Source organism: Geobacter sp., from assembly GCF_030834625.1.
In the GTDB taxonomy this organism is placed as follows: domain Bacteria; phylum Desulfobacterota; class Desulfuromonadia; order Geobacterales; family Geobacteraceae; genus Geobacter.
Window position 1 is genome coordinate 19,056 of record NZ_JAUQXO010000016.1, and the last position, 18,471, is coordinate 37,526.

At 60.3% G+C, this 18,471-nt stretch carries 20 protein-coding genes; 1 reads left to right on the top strand and 19 read right to left on the bottom strand.

The annotated features are described in order from the left end of the window. Positions 1–21 precede the first annotated feature (21 nt). Positions 22–477 (top strand): NUDIX hydrolase, encoded by a 456-nt coding sequence (locus tag RCH91_RS03345; RefSeq protein WP_306533125.1) that lies wholly within the window; start codon positions 22–24, stop codon positions 475–477. Between the two features lie 2 nt (positions 478–479). Here RCH91_RS03345 and RCH91_RS03350 read toward each other — a convergent pair whose 3' ends face one another. The 19 genes from RCH91_RS03350 to RCH91_RS03440 form a co-directional block, all read right to left on the bottom strand. Beyond that, positions 480–2,762, bottom strand: a complete 2,283-nt coding sequence (locus RCH91_RS03350; protein ID WP_306533126.1) for a bifunctional diguanylate cyclase/phosphodiesterase — start codon at positions 2,760–2,762, stop codon at positions 480–482. A gap of 117 nt (positions 2,763–2,879) precedes the next feature. Continuing rightward, on the bottom strand, positions 2,880–3,716 hold the full coding sequence (locus RCH91_RS03355; protein WP_306533127.1) for a menaquinone biosynthetic enzyme MqnA/MqnD family protein: 837 nt from the start codon (positions 3,714–3,716) through the stop codon (positions 2,880–2,882). A gap of 94 nt (positions 3,717–3,810) precedes the next feature. Beyond that, positions 3,811–4,209 (bottom strand): glycine cleavage system protein GcvH, encoded by a 399-nt coding sequence (gene gcvH, locus RCH91_RS03360; protein ID WP_306533128.1) that lies wholly within the window; start codon positions 4,207–4,209, stop codon positions 3,811–3,813. Between the two features lie 3 nt (positions 4,210–4,212). Then, positions 4,213–5,553, bottom strand: a complete 1,341-nt coding sequence (accC, locus tag RCH91_RS03365; RefSeq protein WP_306533129.1) for an acetyl-CoA carboxylase biotin carboxylase subunit — start codon at positions 5,551–5,553, stop codon at positions 4,213–4,215. Between the two features lie 69 nt (positions 5,554–5,622). Next, positions 5,623–6,105 (bottom strand): acetyl-CoA carboxylase biotin carboxyl carrier protein, encoded by a 483-nt coding sequence (gene accB / locus RCH91_RS03370; RefSeq protein ID WP_306533130.1) that lies wholly within the window; start codon positions 6,103–6,105, stop codon positions 5,623–5,625. A 51-nt stretch (positions 6,106–6,156) separates the two neighbouring features. After that, positions 6,157–7,227 carry a Xaa-Pro peptidase family protein gene (locus RCH91_RS03375; protein ID WP_306533143.1) on the bottom strand — a complete coding sequence of 357 codons (1,071 nt, stop codon included), beginning with the start codon at positions 7,225–7,227 and terminating at the stop codon, positions 6,157–6,159. A 2-nt stretch (positions 7,228–7,229) separates the two neighbouring features. Beyond that, positions 7,230–7,682 (bottom strand): type II 3-dehydroquinate dehydratase, encoded by a 453-nt coding sequence (gene aroQ / locus RCH91_RS03380; RefSeq protein WP_306533131.1) that lies wholly within the window; start codon positions 7,680–7,682, stop codon positions 7,230–7,232. A gap of 38 nt (positions 7,683–7,720) precedes the next feature. Further along, positions 7,721–8,083, bottom strand: a complete 363-nt coding sequence (locus RCH91_RS03385) for a roadblock/LC7 domain-containing protein (protein WP_306533132.1) — start codon at positions 8,081–8,083, stop codon at positions 7,721–7,723. Then, the gene (locus RCH91_RS03390; protein ID WP_306533133.1) at positions 8,062–9,072 is read right to left on the bottom strand and encodes a tetratricopeptide repeat protein; all 1,011 of its coding nucleotides are present in this window, start codon (positions 9,070–9,072) and stop codon (positions 8,062–8,064) included. Before RCH91_RS03390 ends, RCH91_RS03385 begins: the two co-directional genes overlap by 22 nt. A gap of 2 nt (positions 9,073–9,074) precedes the next feature. Next, positions 9,075–10,163: a 3-dehydroquinate synthase gene (aroB, locus tag RCH91_RS03395; RefSeq protein ID WP_306533134.1), complete on the bottom strand. Its 1,089-nt coding sequence runs from the start codon at positions 10,161–10,163 to the stop codon at positions 9,075–9,077. Continuing rightward, positions 10,145–10,702 (bottom strand): shikimate kinase, encoded by a 558-nt coding sequence (locus RCH91_RS03400; RefSeq protein WP_306533135.1) that lies wholly within the window; start codon positions 10,700–10,702, stop codon positions 10,145–10,147. Before RCH91_RS03400 ends, aroB begins: the two co-directional genes overlap by 19 nt. Next, positions 10,671–11,852, bottom strand: coding sequence for a chorismate synthase (aroC, locus tag RCH91_RS03405; RefSeq protein WP_306533136.1), 1,182 nt, complete (start codon positions 11,850–11,852; stop codon positions 10,671–10,673). Before aroC ends, RCH91_RS03400 begins: the two co-directional genes overlap by 32 nt. 113 nt (positions 11,853–11,965) lie before the next feature. Further along, positions 11,966–12,652, bottom strand: a complete 687-nt coding sequence (locus RCH91_RS03410) for a hypothetical protein (RefSeq protein ID WP_306533137.1) — start codon at positions 12,650–12,652, stop codon at positions 11,966–11,968. Positions 12,653–12,689: 37 nt separating this feature from the next. Further along, positions 12,690–15,347, bottom strand: a complete 2,658-nt coding sequence (gene pilQ / locus RCH91_RS03415) for a type IV pilus secretin PilQ (protein WP_306533138.1) — start codon at positions 15,345–15,347, stop codon at positions 12,690–12,692. A gap of 22 nt (positions 15,348–15,369) precedes the next feature. Further along, on the bottom strand, positions 15,370–15,927 hold the full coding sequence (locus RCH91_RS03420) for a pilus assembly protein PilP (protein WP_306533139.1): 558 nt from the start codon (positions 15,925–15,927) through the stop codon (positions 15,370–15,372). Continuing rightward, a complete protein-coding gene (locus RCH91_RS03425; protein ID WP_306533140.1) occupies positions 15,911–16,507 on the bottom strand; it encodes a type 4a pilus biogenesis protein PilO in 597 nt (198 codons plus the stop codon). The genes RCH91_RS03420 and RCH91_RS03425 overlap by 17 nt, the downstream gene beginning before the upstream one ends. A gap of 20 nt (positions 16,508–16,527) precedes the next feature. Beyond that, positions 16,528–17,100 carry a PilN domain-containing protein gene (locus RCH91_RS03430; RefSeq protein ID WP_306533141.1) on the bottom strand — a complete coding sequence of 191 codons (573 nt, stop codon included), beginning with the start codon at positions 17,098–17,100 and terminating at the stop codon, positions 16,528–16,530. Further along, positions 17,094–18,149: a type IV pilus biogenesis protein PilM gene (gene pilM, locus RCH91_RS03435; RefSeq protein ID WP_306533142.1), complete on the bottom strand. Its 1,056-nt coding sequence runs from the start codon at positions 18,147–18,149 to the stop codon at positions 17,094–17,096. Before pilM ends, RCH91_RS03430 begins: the two co-directional genes overlap by 7 nt. 21 nt (positions 18,150–18,170) lie before the next feature. Beyond that, positions 18,171–18,371: a helix-turn-helix transcriptional regulator gene (locus RCH91_RS03440; RefSeq protein WP_004514364.1), complete on the bottom strand. Its 201-nt coding sequence runs from the start codon at positions 18,369–18,371 to the stop codon at positions 18,171–18,173. Positions 18,372–18,471 lie beyond the last annotated feature (100 nt).

Sequence of the window (18,471 nt, forward strand, 5' to 3'; positions counted from 1 at the left end):
TTTCCTTTTCCCGAGGCACCCATGAGCTTCAACCAACTCACCTGTCCCCGCTGCGGGGAGCAGGTCAGGCAGTATCGCAACCCCTTCCCTACGGTGGACATCATCATCGAGGTGACAGGCGGAATCGTGCTCATCGAACGGAAGAACGAGCCGAAGGGGTGGGCCCTCCCCGGCGGCTTCGTGGACTACGGCGAAACCCTTGAGGCAGCCGCCATCCGCGAGGCCCGGGAGGAAACCTCCCTCCACATCACCAACCTGCGGCTCCTCGGCTGCTACTCGGACCCTGCCCGGGACCCGCGCCAGCACACCATCTCCACCGTTTTCGTCGCCGAAGCATCGGGCACCCCCGTTGCCGCCGACGATGCCGCCAGCCTCTTGGTCTATCCCGTCACCGGCCTCCCCGCACTCCTCTGCTTCGACCACCGGAAGATCCTCGACGACTACCTCCGCTTCCGCAAACGCTCCTCCTCACCCTGACCCTACCCCGCCTTAGCCAGGCCCCCGTGCTCCCGCATGAACTCGATCACCCTGTCCGGAGGCATCGGGGTGCTGAAGAGAAATCCCTGAACCTCGTCGCATTTGTTGTCGGAGAGGAACGAGAGCTGCCCCTCGGTTTCAACCCCTTCGGCAATGACCTTCAGATTGAGGCTGTTGCCCATGGCGATGATCGCCGTGGCAATGGCTGCGTCGGCCGAATCAATCTCCACATCCCGCACGAATGACTTGTCGATCTTGAGCGTATTGACCGAGAACCGCTTCAGGTGCGCCAGGGACGAATAGCCGGTGCCGAAATCGTCGATGGAGATGTGGACCCCGAGGTCCCTCAACTGGTTGAGCACCGAGACGGCGAAGTCCGGGTTCTGCATGATGACGCTCTCCGTGATCTCCAGTTCCAGAAAATCGGCTGTTAAGCCGGTTTCGTCCAGAATCCCCCGGATGGTTTCCAAGAGGGTCTTCTGCTGGAACTGGTAGCCGGAGAGGTTCACCGCCACACGCATGGGAGGCAGCCCCTGCTGAATCCACTCACGGTTCTGGTGGCAGGCGGTCCGGAGCACCCACTCGCCGATGGGGATAATGAGCCCCGTCTCTTCGGCCAGCGGAATGAACTCCCCTGGCGCAACAAGCCCCAGAAGGGGATGCTCCCACCGGATCAGGGCCTCCATGGCGGTGATCGTCCGTGAGACGATGTCGACCTTCGGCTGGTAATAGACCCGGAACTCCCGGTTGTCGAGGGCCTTGCGCAGGCTCGTTTCCAGCAGCAGCCGCTTGTCGGCGTTCTCGTCCATCTGGGGCGAGTAGAACTGGACGTTGTTTCTCCCCTCCCCCTTGGCGTGGTACATGGCGATGTCGGCCTTCTTCACCAGATGGTCCAGGCTCTCGCCATCGGCCGGGAAAAGGGAAACGCCGATGCTCGCGGTGACGAAGAGCTCATAGGTGTCGATGATGAAGGGTGCGGAGAGGGTCTTCAGAATTTTCTGCCCCATCCTCCTCACATCCTCGCTGGTGTCGATGTTCACCAGGACGATGGTGAACTCGTCGCCGCCGATGCGCGCCACGGTGTCAACTTCCCGCACACACCCCACAATCCGGTGGGATACCTGCTGCAGGAGCCGGTCGCCCACGGGGTGGCCGAGGGTATCGTTGATGATCTTGAAGCGGTCCAGATCCAGGAACAGGACCGCCACCTGGTGACGGTAGCGGTTGGCCAGGGCCTTGGCCTGCTGGAGCCGGTCAAGGAAAAGGATCCGGTTCGGCAATCCCGTGAGGGTGTCGTGGTGGGCGAGGCGGTAGAGCTGCTCCTCGGTCTGCTTCCGCTCGGTGATATCGCGGCAGATGCTCCAGACAACCGGGGCCTCGCCTTCGCCGTGGGCGCAGGTCATGCTCCCCTCCACGATGACCGGTCGTCCGTCCTTCGCCGTAAAGACCGCCTCCATGGGGCTCAGGGTGTCCCCCGAGAGGAGCCGCTGCACCTCGACCCGGCACTGTTCCCGACAGTCGGGGTGGACGATTTCGAAGAAAGAAGCTGCTCCCGCCTCCACGGCCGTGTAGCCAAGGGTCCGCTGCCACGCCTCGTTCACATAGAGAAGGCGCCCGTCGGGGGTGATGCTGAGAATCAGGTCGTTGGCCGTATCCAGGAAGTTTGCGAGCCGTTCCTCCCCCTCGCGCACCGCGTCGGTCTCCCGCCGGATAACCGTCATGAAAAATGCAGCAATGGCGGCCATGGCGGCGTTGAGAAGCGAAACCCAGAGCCAGGTCAGCACCAGGTACAGATGATCGTGGCGGAGTTCCGGATCCACGAAGGGCATCCGCACATTGGACAAGACATTGAAGTGTTCGAGAACCAGCATCGCCCCGTAGAGGACCCCGCCGAAGCCCCCGACCAGCCAGACCTCCCGCCGCTCTTCGATGAGGAAGGAGGCCTCGATGGTGACAATCAGGTATACAGGCCAGAACCAGCTGGCGGCGCCGCCGCTCGTGTGAATAAGCACCGTGACCAGAAAGAGGTCGAGAACGATCTGGAAGAGGTTGAGAAAACGGAAACAGCAGACGAGGCGGTCAAGGTAGAATTGCAGCAGCAGGTTGTAGCAGACGACCGCGGCGAGGGTGCCGAAGAGAAGGACCTGTTGGGAAGGTGACAAAAAAAGGCCGAATCGGCTGAAATAGAAGAAACTCCCCGCCAGCAGGCAGTAGAGGCCGATGAATGACAGCAGAATCCAGCGTGTGTTGACAACGATGAGAGTGCGGGCTTTGATCTCTTCCAACCGCCCGTTATCCGGAGCTTTCACTCCGTCAGTGACGCCCCCCAAGCGTCGTGTCGCGACGTCAAGCCAGCTTGGTCTCGGTGAAGTTTCTTGGCCCATGGGGGAATATCATGCAAATCACACGCCACTGTCCCCCTCAAAGAGCCGTACCACCGGGGCAGCCGGCAGCACCCCAAGGTCGGCCGCATGGGAGAAAAAGAGCCGCAGCCCCTCCAGGTGCGCGGGGGTCAGTTCGTAGGAGATGGTCCGCCAGTAATCGACCAGAACCTCGCGGTCGATCCATTCCCGCTCCGGCGCCTGGGTGGCTATGCTGGGATAGGAATCGTAGGCGAGCCGCTTTGCCCGAACGAAGTCGGCGGCAAGCCGTGCGACCTCCTCAGGTCTGCTCGCGACAGCCTCCCTCCGCACCAGCCAGAGGGCAAAAACGAAGGGGAGTCCGGTGGCACGGTGCCACAGTTCACCCAGGTCATAGATGTGGTGGCTCCCCCCTTCCAGCGAGCCCCTGAGGGCCCGGTCGCCGATGAGGAGCACCGCCGGATAGGATTCGAGGGCCCCTGCCAGCGGAAGCCCGGTCCGCTCAAAACAGTTCGTGAATCCCCGGAACGTGGCAAGGATGATCCTGAGGAGGTTCACCGACGTGTCTGACTCCGTCGTCATACCGATTGTGGCACCGTCAAGACGCTCCAGCGGCACCCGGGAGAAGAGGAGGACGCTCTTCACCGGACCGACGGCGCTGATGGAGAGGTCGGGGAGAATGAGGTAACGGTCGGGGTATTTTCCGTACTCGATTGAGGAGGACGGGCAGACGTCGATCTCGCCGGTAGCGAGCAACCGGTTCAGGTGCGCCGGCACGCCCCGGACAAAGCGGTAGCCGCTGCAGTCCATGGTGTTTTGCAGCGCCGTGAAGATCGGAGTGCAGTTGGAGTATTCGATGTGACCTATGGTAAGTGACATGGCAACGCTGCTCCTGCGTCATGGAATGAACACCACAAAAACAAAGGCGAGATGGGTAATCTCGCCTTCTTCCGCATAGGGCCTGAGTCCGGGCCTATTCGTCTTCCTCGTCCGCCAGGCTCACGGCTTCGGCGTAATCCTCGGCGGACAGGAGGGACTTCAGTTCCTCGGGGTCGTCCAGATCGACCACCGCAATCCACCCCCCGTCGTAGGGATCGTCGTTCAGCATCTCGGGGGCGGCATCCAGCTCCTCGTTCACCTCGAGAACCGTGCCGCTCACCGGGGCATAGAGTTCGGCCAGACACTTGCGGGCCTCCACCGAGCCGAAAGAGTCGTCCTGCTCCAACTCATCGCCCACGGACGGAAGCTCCACGGCGCGGATGGTACCGAGACTCTCCTGGGCGTAGTCGGTAATGCCCATCACGGCCCGGTCCCCTTCCACCCGCACCCAGACATGCTCCTTACTGTATTTCAGCTCGTCAGGAAAATCCATGGCTTACTCCAGCACGATCCGCTCAAGGAAGGCGGTATCCACGTTCCCTTCAATGAAGTCCTTGTTGGCCATGATCCGCTTGTGGAACGGAATTGTTGTCTTTATCCCCTCGACGATGTACTCGTCCAGGGCCCGGGCCATGCGGCGGATGGCGTCCTCGCGGGTGTCGGCGTGGACGATGAGCTTGGCGATCAGCGAATCGTAGTGGGGGACCACCGAGTACTGGTCGTAGACGAAGGAATCGACCCGCACCCCGAGTCCGCCGGGGGTGTGATAGCCGGTGATCTTGCCGGGAGACGGGGTGAACTTCACCGGGTCCTCGGCGTTGATCCGGCATTCGATGGCGTGCCCATGGATCTTCACATCGCTCTGCTTGTAGCGGAGCTTGAGCCCCGCGGCCGAGCGGATCTGCTCCCGGACGATGTCGATGCCGGTAATCATTTCGGTGACCGGATGTTCAACCTGGACCCGGGTATTCATCTCCATGAAGTAGAAGTTGAAGTTCTTGTCCAGCAGAAACTCGACGGTGCCGACACTGTCGTAGTTGACCGCCTTGGACGCCTTCACCGCCGCCTCACCCATGGCCTTGCGAAGCGCCGGGGTCATGACGGGGCACGGGGCCTCCTCGATGATCTTCTGGTGGCGCCGCTGAATGGAGCAATCACGCTCGCCGAGATGGATCACGTTGCCGTGCTTGTCGGCCATGATCTGGATCTCCACGTGACGGGGCTCTTCGCAGTACTTCTCGATGTAGACCTCGGGGTTGCCGAAGCCGGCCTGGGCCTCGGCCCGGGCGGTGGCAAAGGCATTGGGGAGGGTTGCCGGCGAGTGGACGATCTTCATCCCCCGTCCGCCGCCGCCGGCCGTCGCCTTGATGATAACCGGGAAGCCGATACCCTTGGCGATCTTCACCGCCTCGTTGACATCGTTGACCCCCTCCTTGGTGCCGGGGAGGATCGGTACACCCTCCTTGATCACCGCCTGGCGGGCGCTGATCTTGTCACCCATAATCCGCATGCTCTCGGAAGAGGGGCCGATGAAAGTGATACCGCAGTTCTCGCAGATCTCGGCAAAGGCGGCGTTTTCGGAGAGAAAGCCGTAGCCGGGATGGATCGCCTCGGCGTCGGTCAGCTCAGCGGCGCTGATGATGGCGTTGATATTGAGATAGCTCTGGAGGCTCGGAGCCGGACCGATGCAGACGCTCTCGTCAGCCAGCTTCACGTGAAGGGAATCCTTGTCGGCGGTGGAGTAGACGGCCACCGTCTTGATCCCCAGCTCCTTGCAGGCCCGGATGACCCGCAGGGCAATCTCCCCCCGGTTTGCGATCAGAACTTTATGGAACATGTACGAAATCTCCGTTCAGGAATTGAAGGTCAACGGGCCTGTCGCCCGTTGACCTTGGTGAACTGCCCACTAGAGCGGCTCGACAATAAAGAGTGCTTCGCCGAACTCCACCGGCTGGGCGTTCTCCTTGCAAATCTGGACGATCTTGCAGCGGTACTCGGCCTCGATCTCGTTCATGAGCTTCATGGCCTCGACGATGCAGAGGACCTGGCCCTTCTCGACGATCTGCCCGACTTCCGCATAGGGGGCGGCATCCGGGGCCGGCGCCCGGTAGAAGGTGCCGACGATGGGGGAGGTGATCTCGTTCCCCTTGGCCGCGGCTGGTGCGGCAGTCTCCGCGGGAGCCGACGGTGCGGCAACGGCGGCAGGCGCGACGGCCTGGACCATCTGCTGGGGCATGGCGATCATCTGCTGGGGTGCCTGGTACTGGACCACCGGCGCCGCGCAACCGCGCTTGATCCGGATTTTCTCCTCGGCGGCCTCCAGCTCGAACTCGGTAATATCGGTTTCGGTTACCATCTTTATCAGCGACTTGAGATCCTTGATATCCATACGCTTTCTCCTTTTGGCAAATACCGCCCGGCCCTCATGGCACGCAGGCGGCTATGACAGAATGATGAGTTCCTTTGGCACCCGGGTGAGGAGGCGGTGCCCGTTGCCGGTGACCGCCACCGTATCCTCGATCCGCACCCCGCCCCATTGGGGGATGTAGATACCCGGCTCGATGGTGAAGACCATCCCCTCCTCCGCAACGCCTTCGCCACGGGGGGAGACGACCGGTTTTTCGTGAACGTCGAGCCCGACACCGTGGCCGAGCCCGTGACCGAAGAAGGCCCCGTATCCCTGTTCCTCGATAAAGCCGCGGGCAATGGCATCGAGATCCCTGAAGCTCACCCCCGGCCTCACGGCTGCAACAGCCCGGTCGTGGGCCTCCTTGACGATGCCGTAAACCTCCCGCTGGCGGCCGTCGGGCTCACCGACACAGACGGTGACCGTCTCGTCAGAGTGGTAGCCGTTGAAGACGGCACCAAAATCGATGGTAACAAGCTCGCCGGCTGCGATGACCTTCTCGCTGGCCCTGCCGTGGGGAAGCGACCCCCGCTCGCCGGAAGCGACGATGAAATCGAACGACTTGTCATCGGCCCCTGCCCGCCGCATGGCGAACTCCAGATCCAGGGCGAAATCACGCTCGACCACCCCTGCCCTGAGTCCCCCGAGGGACGAGACAAGGGCTTCTGAAGCGATCCGGGCCGTCTCGGCCAGCAGATCAAGCTCGCCGGTGTCCTTCACCATGCGGAGCGAGGTGATATCCTCCCCGATGGGGACGAACTCCACCCCGGGAGCCTTTGCGGTGAGGGCCGTGAGAAGAGCGACCGTCGTGTGTTCCGCCTCGAAGCCGACCCGTCTGAACCCCTTGCCGGCAAGAAGTTCCGCGATGCCGTCCAGTTTGATGCGGTACTCGATCGTGGGGCACCCCGTAACCTCCCGGGACGCCTGGGTGGTATAGCGGGAATCGGTCAGGAACCAGCACGCTTCCCTGCCGACAACCAACGCACCGTCGCTGCCCGTGAAGCCGGCGAGGTACCGGACGTTACTGAGGTTAAAAAAAAGGACCGCGTCAACATCCTGTTTTTCCGCGTATCCTTGTGCCTTAACGATCCTGTTTTTTAGCATGTTCATACTTTGGTGACAATCTCTTTTTTAATGTGAGTAAAAAGGGCGCGCAGTCCCAACAGATAGCTTTCAGCGCCGAATCCGGCGATCTGGCCGACGGCCACCGGAGCGATGAAACTGTGGTGCCTGAACTCTTCACGGCAGTGGATGTTGGACAGGTGGACCTCCACGACTGGAAGGGCCACAGCGGAAAGGGCGTCGCGGATGGCAACACTCGTGTGGGTGTACGCCGCCGGGTTGATGAGGATGCCGTCGCAGCAGCCGCACGCCTTCTGGATGGCATCGATGAGGTCCCCTTCTCCATTGGACTGGAAGAAGGAAACCGAGCAGCCGAGCTCGGCGGCCAGGGCGGCGATGGATTCATTGATCCGGTCGAGGGTGAGGGAACCGTAGATGCCGGGCTCGCGAGTGCCGAGCAGATTGAGATTCGGGCCGTGAACCACGAGGATGTTCATCGGTGCCTCCATGAAGTGGGGATTGTCCGCTCGTGCCGTCAGGAAAGGTTCTCGCGCAAGGCGTGGACTTCACGGCGGAGCAGGAAGCGCCCCTTGCCGTAGTTGCCGTGATGGTCAAGGGTCAACGCGATGAACAGGTCGTCATTGATGACCCTCACGATGACCCTCACCCGCCCGGTATTCACCGTCAGCTCTTCCAGCCCGCCGGACTTGAGAACCTCCGCCGTACGCTTTACCTCCTTCAGCAGAGAGGCATACTCGACCGACATCAGGTGCAGGTCCACGCCGGCGTTTTCCAGAAAGTACTCGTCGATAGCGATGCCGTCGTACCCCATGATGGTTACGCCGAGCCCCCCCTCGACGCTCTCCACGATCCCCTTCAGCGTCTCCCTGAACGGCATTCGCGCATCCTCCCGATGGTGGCGAGCCACCCTTCCAGCACTGCCACGGCATCACCCTCCTCCCTGGAACCGGCAGGGAGGTCCTCACGGAGCGCTTCCTGGTCTTTGGCTGCTTCGGCAAACTCTTCGCCGAAGGGCATCGCGGACGTAAAGGCATTCTCCCGGGCACGGGCATCGTCCTCGTCGATCCGGTGCTTGAGGGCCACGGTCCGCTCACGGAGTTCCTCATTGTCCGGGTTGGCGTCCAGAAGATCGCGGTAGATCTTGAGCGCCTTCTTGAGGAATCCCTGGTCGACGTAGAGTTCCGCAATGGTTGCCGTCTGCAGGGGATCGGAACCCAATTCTCCCGAGGCCTGGGTGTCCGCGTCAAGCAGTTGTTCTTCACCAGCGAAATTTGCCTCTCCGGAGAATTCCTCCCCCTGGATCTCGTCGTCGAGGATTTCATCGCTCAATTCCTCGATAATCTCCGCTTCCTCAAGGAGAAATTCATCATCGTCGAACCGGAGCTCAGTCTCCCCTGACGCCTCGTCGCCTGCAGAAAAGAGATCTGCGTCTGGCTCGAAGCTCTGCTCGCGCAAAAGAAGACCATCGAGGGCAACCTTGCTTTCCAGGTCGTCGGGGCTGAGGGCAATGATCGTTTCAAGGGCCTTGCGGGCGAGGTTATTTTCGCCGATGTCGCTATAGATCTGGCCCAGGAGTTTCTGGGCAATGAGGTTGTCGGGAGTGACCCGCACGACCCGCTCCAGCGCGGCCCTGCTCTCGGCCTGCTCGCCCTTTTCGAAGCAGGCACGCCCCAGGGCCAGATACCCCCCCACATAGTCAGGATGGAGCTCGATCCCCTTGCGGGCGGTGTCGATGGCGTCGTCCAGGAGCCCGACCTTGCGGTAAAGCTCCGCCAGGGGGGCGAAGCAGTAGGAAGCCGGGTCAGTGGTCAGGATATCCTCATAGCGCTTGATATCCGTCCAGAACGATTCGGTACCCTGATTCATGGTCATCCCCCGATCCCGCAGACGGCGAGCACCTCGGAGAGGTCCTGGAGCCTGACGATGGAGAAGTCGCCGATCCCCTTGTTGAGAATGAAGCTGAGCCCCGCGTCACGTGCCTTCTTGTCCCTCAGCAGAACCTCGCGGTACTCCTGTGCAGCGAAGACGGGAAGCTCCACCGGCAGCTTCAGGGATGCAAGGAGGGCACGGAGCCGCTCCGTATCGGCCGCCGTCGCCTCACCCCGGTGCTCGGCAAGCTTTGCCGCCTGCACCATGCCGATGGCCACCGCCTCGCCGTGGAGAAAGGTTCCGTAACCGGCGAGGGTTTCAACGGCATGACCGAGGGTGTGACCGTAATTGAGAACCGCCCGCAGGCCCGCTTCCCGCTCGTCCTTCTCCACCACCGACGCCTTGATGGCGCAGCAGCCCATGATGATCCGGGTGAGAACAGACCGATCACGGGCAAGGAGCGGCGCGACGCTCCGCTCGACCTCCCCGAAGAGCTCCCGGTCGAGGACCACACCGTACTTGACCACCTCGGACATGCCGGCAAGATATTCCCGCTCCGGAAGGGTCGAAAGGGTTTCCACATCAATGATGACCGCTTGGGGCTGATAGAAGGCACCGATAAGGTTCTTGCCGCGGGGATGGTTGATGCCGGTCTTGCCGCCGACGCTGCTGTCCACCTGGGCAAGGAGCGTGGTGGGCACCTGGACGAAGGGGATGCCGCGCAGGTAGGTGGCTGCTGCAAACCCCGCCATATCCCCCACCACACCGCCGCCAAGGGCGACGATGAACGAGTCGCGGGTGAGCCCACCGGCGATGAGGAGGTCGTAGATAGCATTCAGGGTTGCGCTGTTCTTGAACTCCTCGCCATCGGGGATCTCCACCCTGAACGGCGAAAAACCTGCTTCAGCCAGAGACTCGGCCACGGGCCCGTAGTAGAGAGGACCGACCGTGGTATTAGTCACCACCGCGGCGAGCCTCCCGAGTCCCAGCTCTCTGCAGACCGCACCGATCCCCCCGAGGATTCCGCTTCCCCCCCGGATCGTATAGCTCCTGTCGCCGAGGCCCACCGTCAGCGTTTCCACGCGCATCCTTTCTCTTCAAGAAAACCGATGATTTCAGCGACTACATCTTCCACGCTTTTGCCGGTAGTGTCAATCCTCAAGTCCGCAACGGCGTAGAACTGTTCGCGTTCCGCCATCATGGCAGCAATTCGCTCCCCCGAGCGGTCGTCCTTCAATAGGGGACGGTCCGTCTCCTCCCGCAGCCTCCGGCAGACCTCGTCCACCGAGGCGGTGAGATTCACCACCACCCCTGCCTCACGGAGCAGGCGCCGGTTTTCCGGCGCAATGACCGCCCCCCCTCCGGTGGAGACAACACACCGCTCCTCCCGGGCCATGCGCCGCACCGCCTCGGTTTCGAGGGCGCGGAAATGGGGCTCTCCGTGACGAGCGAAAATCTCGTTTATGGATATGCCTGCTGCGGCAACAACCTGTGCGTCGAGATCGCAGTACCGGAAGCCGAGCCGGTCGGCCAGCAGCCTGCCGACGCTGCTCTTCCCCGTCCCCATGAAGCCGGTGAGAACGACGTTGCGCACGTTAGAAGGAACGGAGGTAGTCGATGTAGCCATCGTAGTTGCGCCGCACCTCGGCAAGGGAATCGCCGCCGAACTTCTCCAGGAACGCATTGGCAACCTCAATGGCGACCACCGACTCCGCCACCACGGCCGCGGCCGGCACGGCGCAGACGTCGGAGCGCTCAACCGTCGCCTCGAAGGACTCCTTGGTCAGCATGTCCACCGACCTGAGAGGCTTGTAGAGGGTAGGAATCGGCTTCATGGCGGCGCGGATCACGATCTCCTCGCCGTTGGTGATCCCCCCCTCGATGCCGCCGGCATTGTTGGTCTTGCGGAAAAAGCCCGCCCCCTCACCCCGCGCAATACGGGTCGAATCGTAGTAGATCTCGTCGTGGACCTGGGAGCCGGGGCGCCGGGCCGTCTCGAAGCCGAGGCCCATCTCCACCCCCTTGATGGCCTGGATGCTCATGACCGCCAGGGCGAGCCGGGCGTCGAGCTTGCGGTCCCACTGGACATGGCTCCCAAGCCCCACCGGAACCCCGGAGACGACCACCTCCACGACCCCACCCGCCGTATCGCCAGCCTCCTTCACCGAATCGATGAAGGCCTTCATCCGCTCCTCAGCCCCGGGATCATAGGTGGCAAGCTCGGACTTGGCGGCCAACTCCCGCAGCCGATCGGAGGAAAGTCCCCGCCGCTCCGCCCGGATCCCCCCCAGCTCCACCACGAAGCCGCTCACCGTGATACCAAAGGCGTCCAGAAACGCACGGGCCACGGAGCCCACCGCCACCCGCACGGCGGTCTCCCGGGCGCTGGAACGCTCCAGGATGTTGCGCACGTCGCGATGATTGTACTTCATGGCGCCGGGGAGATCGGCGTGGCCGGGGCGCGAGCGGGTGACCCGGATCTTCTCGTCCCGGTGCCGCTCGTGGGGCGACATCTTCTCCTGCCAGTTGACCCAGTCGCGGTTCACGACGCAGAGGGTGACGGGAGAGCCGATGGTCTCGCCCCACCGGACCCCGGAGAGGATCTGCACCTCGTCCTTCTCGATCAGCATCCGGCCACCGCGGCCGTACCCCCCCTGACGACGGGCCAGATCGACGTTGATCGTCTCTTCGGAAATTTTCAGTCCTGCGGGAAGCCCTTCGATGATGGCCGTCAGTTGCGGACCGTGGGATTCACCGGCGGTTAGGTAGCGGAGCATGGTAACCTCTCAAAATTAAAGAAAAGCCAGGGCGACCCTGGCTTTTCTTCATAGTTTTACATCATAATAACAAACTGTTTTTACGCAATAATTGAGTTTAACATCAATACGCTTTAGAAATTAACCATAATAGAAGTATTTCCAGCCGGTGTCGAAGTATCAACCACGAGTATTGTCACCAGACCACCAGTAGCAGCTGTCTCCTTTTTCACGGTTAAGACATTTCCAGAAATAGCTGCACTAATATTCGGGCTCGGAGTCGGATTCATCGCCAAAACTGAATAAACTCCGGAACCTCCCGACAAGAGAACACTTCGACTTGTACTAATCGGATCAGTAGCCGCAAAAGTAATTGTACTCGAAGGAGCAACAGAAAGCGTGGGAGGAGTAGAAGAGACCGTACCCTGTTTAAGCACCACTACAGTATTTGATGCAAGCAAATCCCCAGTTTTAGCTGTTATATGAAAATACTTATCACTCACAGTATCTCTCGGCAACAAAAACGTATAAGTGACTATTCCTGAATTGTTAAGAGACTCAGTAAAAGAAGAGTTATACCCTGCAATATCGGAATCAGTGGTGATTTTTAATTCAACACCGAGAACATTACTCTGATAAGGATTAGTATAGGTTATTGTAAAAGACGCTTGTGTGTAGGTGCTATCGTCAACCTGAGACTTAGCAATGGTCAATCCACCATTTTTATTATTACCATCACTTCCACCACTTCCACCGCAACCAGCAACAAATAATAGTAGTAGTGTGACCATCGCTTTAATCATTGTACCTGCGTATCTCATCTTGCCTCCAACATTCCTTAGTCGAATATTAAACGGGTCAACTCACAATCTTCGGTGTAATGAAAATCAGCAACTCAGTCTTGGTCTTGTTTTTCGTATTCGACTTGAACAGCCACCCCAGCAGCGGGATATCCATCAGGAACGGAACGCCTGTGCTCTCATCAGTATCGCTGTCGACGAAAATTCCACCGATGACGGTCGTTTCGCCGTTCTTCACGAGAAGTTCCGTGGTGGCTTCCTTCTTGTTGATGGGGGGCGGGTTGCCGGTGCCGGCTGAGTTGTTGGTGGCCTTGATCTTCATGGAGATGCTGCCGTCGGAGGTGATGTGCGGCGTCACCTCAAGGGTCAGAGCGGCCTCCACGAATTCGGTCTTGGCCCCTTCGGTGGATGTTGTGTTCTGGTACGGGATCGACTGCCCCTGGGAGATCTTGGCCGCCTTGTTGTTGAGGGTCACCACCTTGGGCGACGAGACAATCTTCACGAGGCCTGCCGTTGCTGCGGCCGACAGCCGCAGGTCCACCTGGAGGTTGCTGGTGAGCTTGCCGAAGGAGATGCCGACCTGACCGCCCGATGTGCTTGGCGACGGGAACCCGACGAGGGGAGGCGGCGTAACGATCCCTCCGAATCCGGTGTCGAGGCCGTTGATGCCGAGGATCCCCGCGGAACCGTCCCGGTAGTGAATCCCCCACTGGACCCCGATGTCGCGGACAAAGGTGGAGGTGGCCTCGACGATCCGGGCCTCGATGAGGACCTGCTTCTCGGGGGTATCGAGATTCCTCAGAAGGTTTTTCATCTCGGCCAGCACCGGCGCGATGTCCTTTACAATGACCCGGTTGGTCCGGGTGTCCTGGGAGATCATCCCCCGCTCGCTCTTGATGGCGCTGAACTGGGTAACCACGTCGTTCACCGCGGCATAGTTGACTTCGAAGACCTCGGTCTTGAGCTCCATGGCCTTTTCTCTGGCCTTTTTCATGTTCTGCTCTTCGTCGGCCAGGGTCTGGATCTTGCCCTTGGGGCGGATCTGGACGATGTTGCCGTCGCGCTGCATCCCGAGCCCCTTGTTGTCGAGAATCACGTCGAGGGCCTGGTCCCAGGGGACGTTCACCAGTTTCAGGCTGATGGTGCCGGTGACGTCGTCGCCGACGATGAAGTTGAGGTTGCTGACCTCGGCGATGAGCTGGAAGATCTTCCTGACGTCAGCGTCGGAGAACTCAAGGGTAACGCGGCGCCCCGTGTAGACCTTCTTCCCGTCGACGACGGGAGTTACCGCCGCCGGCGCGGCCTGGGACCTGGCTGCCACGGGTGCGGTGCGGTCTGACTCGCCCGGCTGGACCAGCTCATGGGCTACCCGCGGAGCATCGATATCGGCGGGATTCTTCAGATCCAGGTAGACGATGCCGCCGTCACGGCGGAGTTCATAGGTTGTCTGGCTGCGGAGCTTCACCTGCACCTTTACGTCGTTGCGTCCCTTGGTCTTGACCTGGTAGGGGGTTATCCGCTCGACGACGCTGGCGAAGGCGCTCGTGTCGAGAAACCGCTGCCATTTGCGCGGCAGGATGCAGTTTTTCAGATTCAGTGTAAGGCCGTCGGCGGACTTGGCCGGCTTTTCGACGTCGCAGGGACCATTCGTGGCAATGGCGATGCGGGAAATGCCGTCCACCACCTTGAAGTCGATCGATTCGATTTCAGCCACACCCGTGGGCGCCAAGGGCTTGGCTTCCATCTTGGGCGCCGCTCCCGTCACGAGGGCGGGGGGCACCGGCTCCGCATCTACAGGCCTGGCGGGCACGGCTGCCGAAGCGGGTCGGACAGCAGCCACCGGGGCGGACGAGGGAACGACGGCAAGGCCGGCGGCGGTTCTCTCCACCGTCAAGGCGGGAAGGCTGCCACCGGCGGCGTCAAGAACGAGGCGCACCTTGTCGGGATAGGCACCAACCCGGACGGTGCCGATCCCCATGCTGTTGACCGGCACAATCTTCTGGGCCATGGCTGCCTTGACGCCGAAGATATCGAGCACCAGGCGATCGGGCTTGGCGAGCCGGAAGGTCTTGAAATCGGCCACGTCACCCGTGGTCTGGATCTCCAGGAAACCTTTCCGGGGGGTGATGGCGGTGATGGCGCTGGCGGGCTTCTGCTCTGCCGGGGTAGGTGCGGCTTCAGCAGGCTTTTGAGGTGACGCTTCCTGGACCGGCTGGACCGGCTGGGGAGCCATGGGCTCCGCAACGACGGCGGCAGGAACCGGAGCCGGCGGCGGCACAAAGGAAAGACGCATGGTCCCCTTGTCCGACGTGTCGGTGGCGGCCGTCATCTCCACATCCCGATTAAGGTAAACCTCGACACGGGTCATGGCTGTTTCGCCCTCGCCAACCGGGGTGGCCACGATCCGCTTGATGTTCCCTGAGTTGATCTCCATGGGCGCGACAAAGGAGCCCGGTTCCACCTGGGCCAGGTCTATGACCCCTTTGGGGGGATTGGCAACCGTGTAGAAGGTATAGGCCAGGGGTTGGTCAGCCGAGATGATTACCTGGGCATTGTCCCCCTCCCCCGCGACCCGGATGTCCCGTATCACACGCGCTGCCGTCTGGGTTGCCCCCGTGTCGCTTTTGACTGCGGCGTTGGAGGCGGCGCAGCCGCACAATGCACCCAGCAGGGAAAGGAGCATGAGGTTACGGGATATTGAGAGTTGGATTCTCATCGGGAGTCTCCTTGGGAGCCTGTTAGTTTTTCTTCGGCAGCGCGAGCTTCACTGTCCGCCGGGTTATCTTGCCGGTCACGTCATCCCTTGAACGTTCAGCCACCTCAAGGTACGACGGAGTTACTTTCGTTATCACGCCGTTGTTGTTGCCGATCTTCATCCCCGCCTTGACGACATACCCCTTGCCGGCCGGATCAACGATGAGCGCCTTGTTCTCCTTGAAACCGGCGATGATGCCGCTGACGCGAAACTGCTCCACCGTGTATCCCTGGATGGGAAGTGAGCCTGAGGTGGTAAGGGATCCGCGGCCGGCTGCCGGTTTCTCGACCTTGGGCTGGATGAATGGCTTGAAGGGATCTTTCCGACCGGTGAAATCGAGCGTTGGTGAAATACTCGCCACGGGGAGGGCGGACGAGGTCTGTGCCTGTACAGGAGGCTTGACCGGGGCAGCGGGCTTCGTGGTGGTGGCCGCCGGTGCCGGGGGCGCGCCCTCTTCAGCCTTCTTGCACCCCGCGCACGCCAGAACCAGCGAGGCTGCTGCGGCAAGGAGGAGCAGGTTGGTGCTATTTCTTCTTGTCATCCTTGGTCTCTTTCTTTTCGAGGAAGCGGAACGTCGTAGCGAGACAGTTTACCTTGACGCTGGTCTTGCCTCCCGCCTGCTTGATGTCGGCAAAGGAGACGTTGGTGATGTTTACGATCCTCGGCAGGTTCCCCACGGCGGTGAAAAAATTGGCAACGCTGTGGAAGGAGCCGGAAACGGAGATATCAACCGGCACCTCGGCATAGAAGTCCTTGGGAACTTCCGGCTTGGGCCTGAAGAGAAGGAAGTCGTTTCCTGCTCCCTTGCCGACGCTGGTGATGCTGGTCAGCAGGGTCGGAATCTCCTTCTGGTTCGGCAGTTCCGTGAGGGCCAGGTCGAGATCCTTCTGCAGTTGCTGATACTCGCGCTTCAGTTGGGGGAGGTTGTTGGCGATCTTCTGCTTGTCCTGCACCTCGTTCTGCAGCCCTTCCAGGCGGCCGCGAAGATCCTTGAGCTCTTGCTGCCGCGGCAGCAAGAGTCCCCAGTAGAGGGCCGCGCCTTCAAACACCACAATGGCGACAAGAAGTGCTATCTTCTGTTTCTTGGGAAGCTTCAGCAGTTTTTCGATTCTCGGATCCATGGAGAGTCCCTGACCGGTGGCTATTTCTTCGGTGCGGGCGGTTCTTCCTTCTTGACCGCCTTGAGTACACAGGTAAGCTCGAACCGCTTGGCCTTCACGCCGGCAACATCTGTCTGTTCCGACACGACAAGTTCAACGTTAGTGAAGTCTTCCGACCCTTGCAGGTTGCGCATGAATGTCGCGATGAGGTCTTCGTCGAGGGCAATCCCCCCGATACTGACGCTCGCACCGCTCTCGGTATACTTGGTTACCCAGAGTTTTTCAGGGGTCGCGTCACTCAGGGAGGCGAGTCTGCGGACGGGGCCGGTTTTCCCCTTGCGGAGCTGGCCGAGCACATCGAGTTTCTTCGTGACGTCGTCTTTCAGTTTCTTGATGTTTTCCAACTCGCCGATCTTGACCTTGAGCTGCTGAAGGTCACTTTCCGCCTTCGCGATCTCTTCCTTGGTGGCTTTGATCCTCGCCTGGGCATAGACGAAGAGCCCAAGACCGGCGATAAGCACGATCAGCGCGGAGATACCGAGAATCGCCAGCTGCTGCTGGGCGGTCTCTTTCTTTTTCGACGTTCTGACCGGGAGCAGGTTGATTCTTACCATTTGTCCCCAACCCTCCTTGTGGCCAGTCCCAGGGCTACCGTAACGAGAGGCCCGATCTCCTGAAGATACTCAGGGTCGAATTCCTTTTCGCTGCAGCTTATCTTCCTGAAGGGATTAAGCATTTCCACCGGCACGCCAAGCCTGTTCTGGATCGCCTCGGCGAGCATGGCGGTTTTCGCTGCGCCGCCGCTGAGGTAGACCTTGCCGACCTTACCCTCGCCGGCGGTGGTATTGTAGAAGTCAAGGGAACGACGCACCTCGATGGAAAGAGTTTCGTTGACCCGGGCGATAACGTCCCGAAGCTTTGCCTGGTCGGGAAAATCGCCGGTCACCTTGACCCGCTCCGCTTCAGCGCTGCTCAACGCGAACTGCTTCTGGATCTCTTCGGTAAAGAGGTTTCCCCCCATCTGCACGTCCCGGGTAAAGAGCGAAACCCCTCCCTTAACGATATTGAGGTTGAGGATGCTGGCACCGATGTTGATGAGGGCCACAACCTCCTCGGGAGCGCTTTCGTAGTTGAGCTCGAATGCGTTCTGCACCGCGAAGGAGTCCACGTCGACGATGACGAGCTTGAAGCCGCTCTCGGCGAAGACGTTCACGTAGTCGTTGATGATCTCCTTCTTGCTCGCCACGAGGAGCACATTCATGCGGGTGGGGTCATCCTCGTCGGGCTCGAGGATCTGAAAATCGATATTGACATCGTTGATGTCGAAGGGAATGTACTGCTCAGCCTCCCACCGGATCTGGTCCTCCAGCTCTTCGGGGGGCATGGCGGGAAGCTTGATCTTGCGAATGATCACCGTGTTCCCCGAGATGGAACATGCGGCTTCCTTGATCTTGACGGAGAGGCTCTTGTCGAGGTTTTTGACCGCGTCGACGATCGCCGAGTTGTCCATGAGGGTATTGTCGACAATGGCTTCCGGCGGCAACGGCATCGTGCCGACATTCAGAAGCTGCCAGGCCCCCTTCTGCTCTTTGAGCTGCACGAGCTTCACGGAGCTGGAACCTATGTCGATACCGACGAGATCCTTTTTCTTGGAGAAAAACATAGGGAATTCCCGTTCACAAGGTTAATCGAGAAAGACCGCTTCCTTCTCGGACAATGAAAAACCAAAGGCAAGAATGATCTTTCTCTTGGTCTCCATCCGGCACTCCTCACCGTGTTCTATCCTGTCAATGGTGGCCGGTGAAACCCCCGCAAGGCGTGCAAGCTCTGCCTTGCTCATGAGCCGTTCTTCTCTGATCTTTCTGACGTTGTTTTTGAATTTCATCGCCCATTCCCGCAAAGCCAGGTAGTTTACGGCGAAATGTACTGGAATTGAAACTAATGTCAAGGAATTAGTTAAAATTGAACGAAGTTGAAATCTATTA

What these genes read in the sequence shown, in the direction of transcription:
- RCH91_RS03345 (WP_306533125.1), top strand. Translation starts at nt 22, where the DNA reads ATGAGCTTCAACCAACTCACCTGTCCCCGCTGCGGGGAGCAGGTCAGG.
- RCH91_RS03355 (WP_306533127.1), bottom strand. Translation starts at nt 3,716, where the DNA reads ATGTCACTTACCATAGGTCACATCGAATACTCCAACTGCACTCCGATC.
- gcvH (WP_306533128.1), bottom strand. Translation starts at nt 4,209, where the DNA reads ATGGATTTTCCTGACGAGCTGAAATACAGTAAGGAGCATGTCTGGGTG.
- accC (WP_306533129.1), bottom strand. Translation starts at nt 5,553, where the DNA reads ATGTTCCATAAAGTTCTGATCGCAAACCGGGGGGAGATTGCCCTGCGG.
- accB (WP_306533130.1), bottom strand. Translation starts at nt 6,105, where the DNA reads ATGGATATCAAGGATCTCAAGTCGCTGATAAAGATGGTAACCGAAACC.
- RCH91_RS03375 (WP_306533143.1), bottom strand. Translation starts at nt 7,227, where the DNA reads ATGCTAAAAAACAGGATCGTTAAGGCACAAGGATACGCGGAAAAACAG.
- aroQ (WP_306533131.1), bottom strand. Translation starts at nt 7,682, where the DNA reads ATGAACATCCTCGTGGTTCACGGCCCGAATCTCAATCTGCTCGGCACT.
- RCH91_RS03385 (WP_306533132.1), bottom strand. Translation starts at nt 8,083, where the DNA reads ATGCCGTTCAGGGAGACGCTGAAGGGGATCGTGGAGAGCGTCGAGGGG.
- RCH91_RS03390 (WP_306533133.1), bottom strand. Translation starts at nt 9,072, where the DNA reads ATGAATCAGGGTACCGAATCGTTCTGGACGGATATCAAGCGCTATGAG.
- aroB (WP_306533134.1), bottom strand. Translation starts at nt 10,163, where the DNA reads ATGCGCGTGGAAACGCTGACGGTGGGCCTCGGCGACAGGAGCTATACG.
- RCH91_RS03400 (WP_306533135.1), bottom strand. Translation starts at nt 10,702, where the DNA reads ATGGCTACATCGACTACCTCCGTTCCTTCTAACGTGCGCAACGTCGTT.
- aroC (WP_306533136.1), bottom strand. Translation starts at nt 11,852, where the DNA reads ATGCTCCGCTACCTAACCGCCGGTGAATCCCACGGTCCGCAACTGACG.
- RCH91_RS03410 (WP_306533137.1), bottom strand. Translation starts at nt 12,652, where the DNA reads ATGAGATACGCAGGTACAATGATTAAAGCGATGGTCACACTACTACTA.
- pilQ (WP_306533138.1), bottom strand. Translation starts at nt 15,347, where the DNA reads ATGAGAATCCAACTCTCAATATCCCGTAACCTCATGCTCCTTTCCCTG.
- RCH91_RS03420 (WP_306533139.1), bottom strand. Translation starts at nt 15,927, where the DNA reads ATGACAAGAAGAAATAGCACCAACCTGCTCCTCCTTGCCGCAGCAGCC.
- RCH91_RS03425 (WP_306533140.1), bottom strand. Translation starts at nt 16,507, where the DNA reads ATGGATCCGAGAATCGAAAAACTGCTGAAGCTTCCCAAGAAACAGAAG.
- RCH91_RS03430 (WP_306533141.1), bottom strand. Translation starts at nt 17,100, where the DNA reads ATGGTAAGAATCAACCTGCTCCCGGTCAGAACGTCGAAAAAGAAAGAG.
- pilM (WP_306533142.1), bottom strand. Translation starts at nt 18,149, where the DNA reads ATGTTTTTCTCCAAGAAAAAGGATCTCGTCGGTATCGACATAGGTTCC.
- RCH91_RS03440 (WP_004514364.1), bottom strand. Translation starts at nt 18,371, where the DNA reads ATGAAATTCAAAAACAACGTCAGAAAGATCAGAGAAGAACGGCTCATG.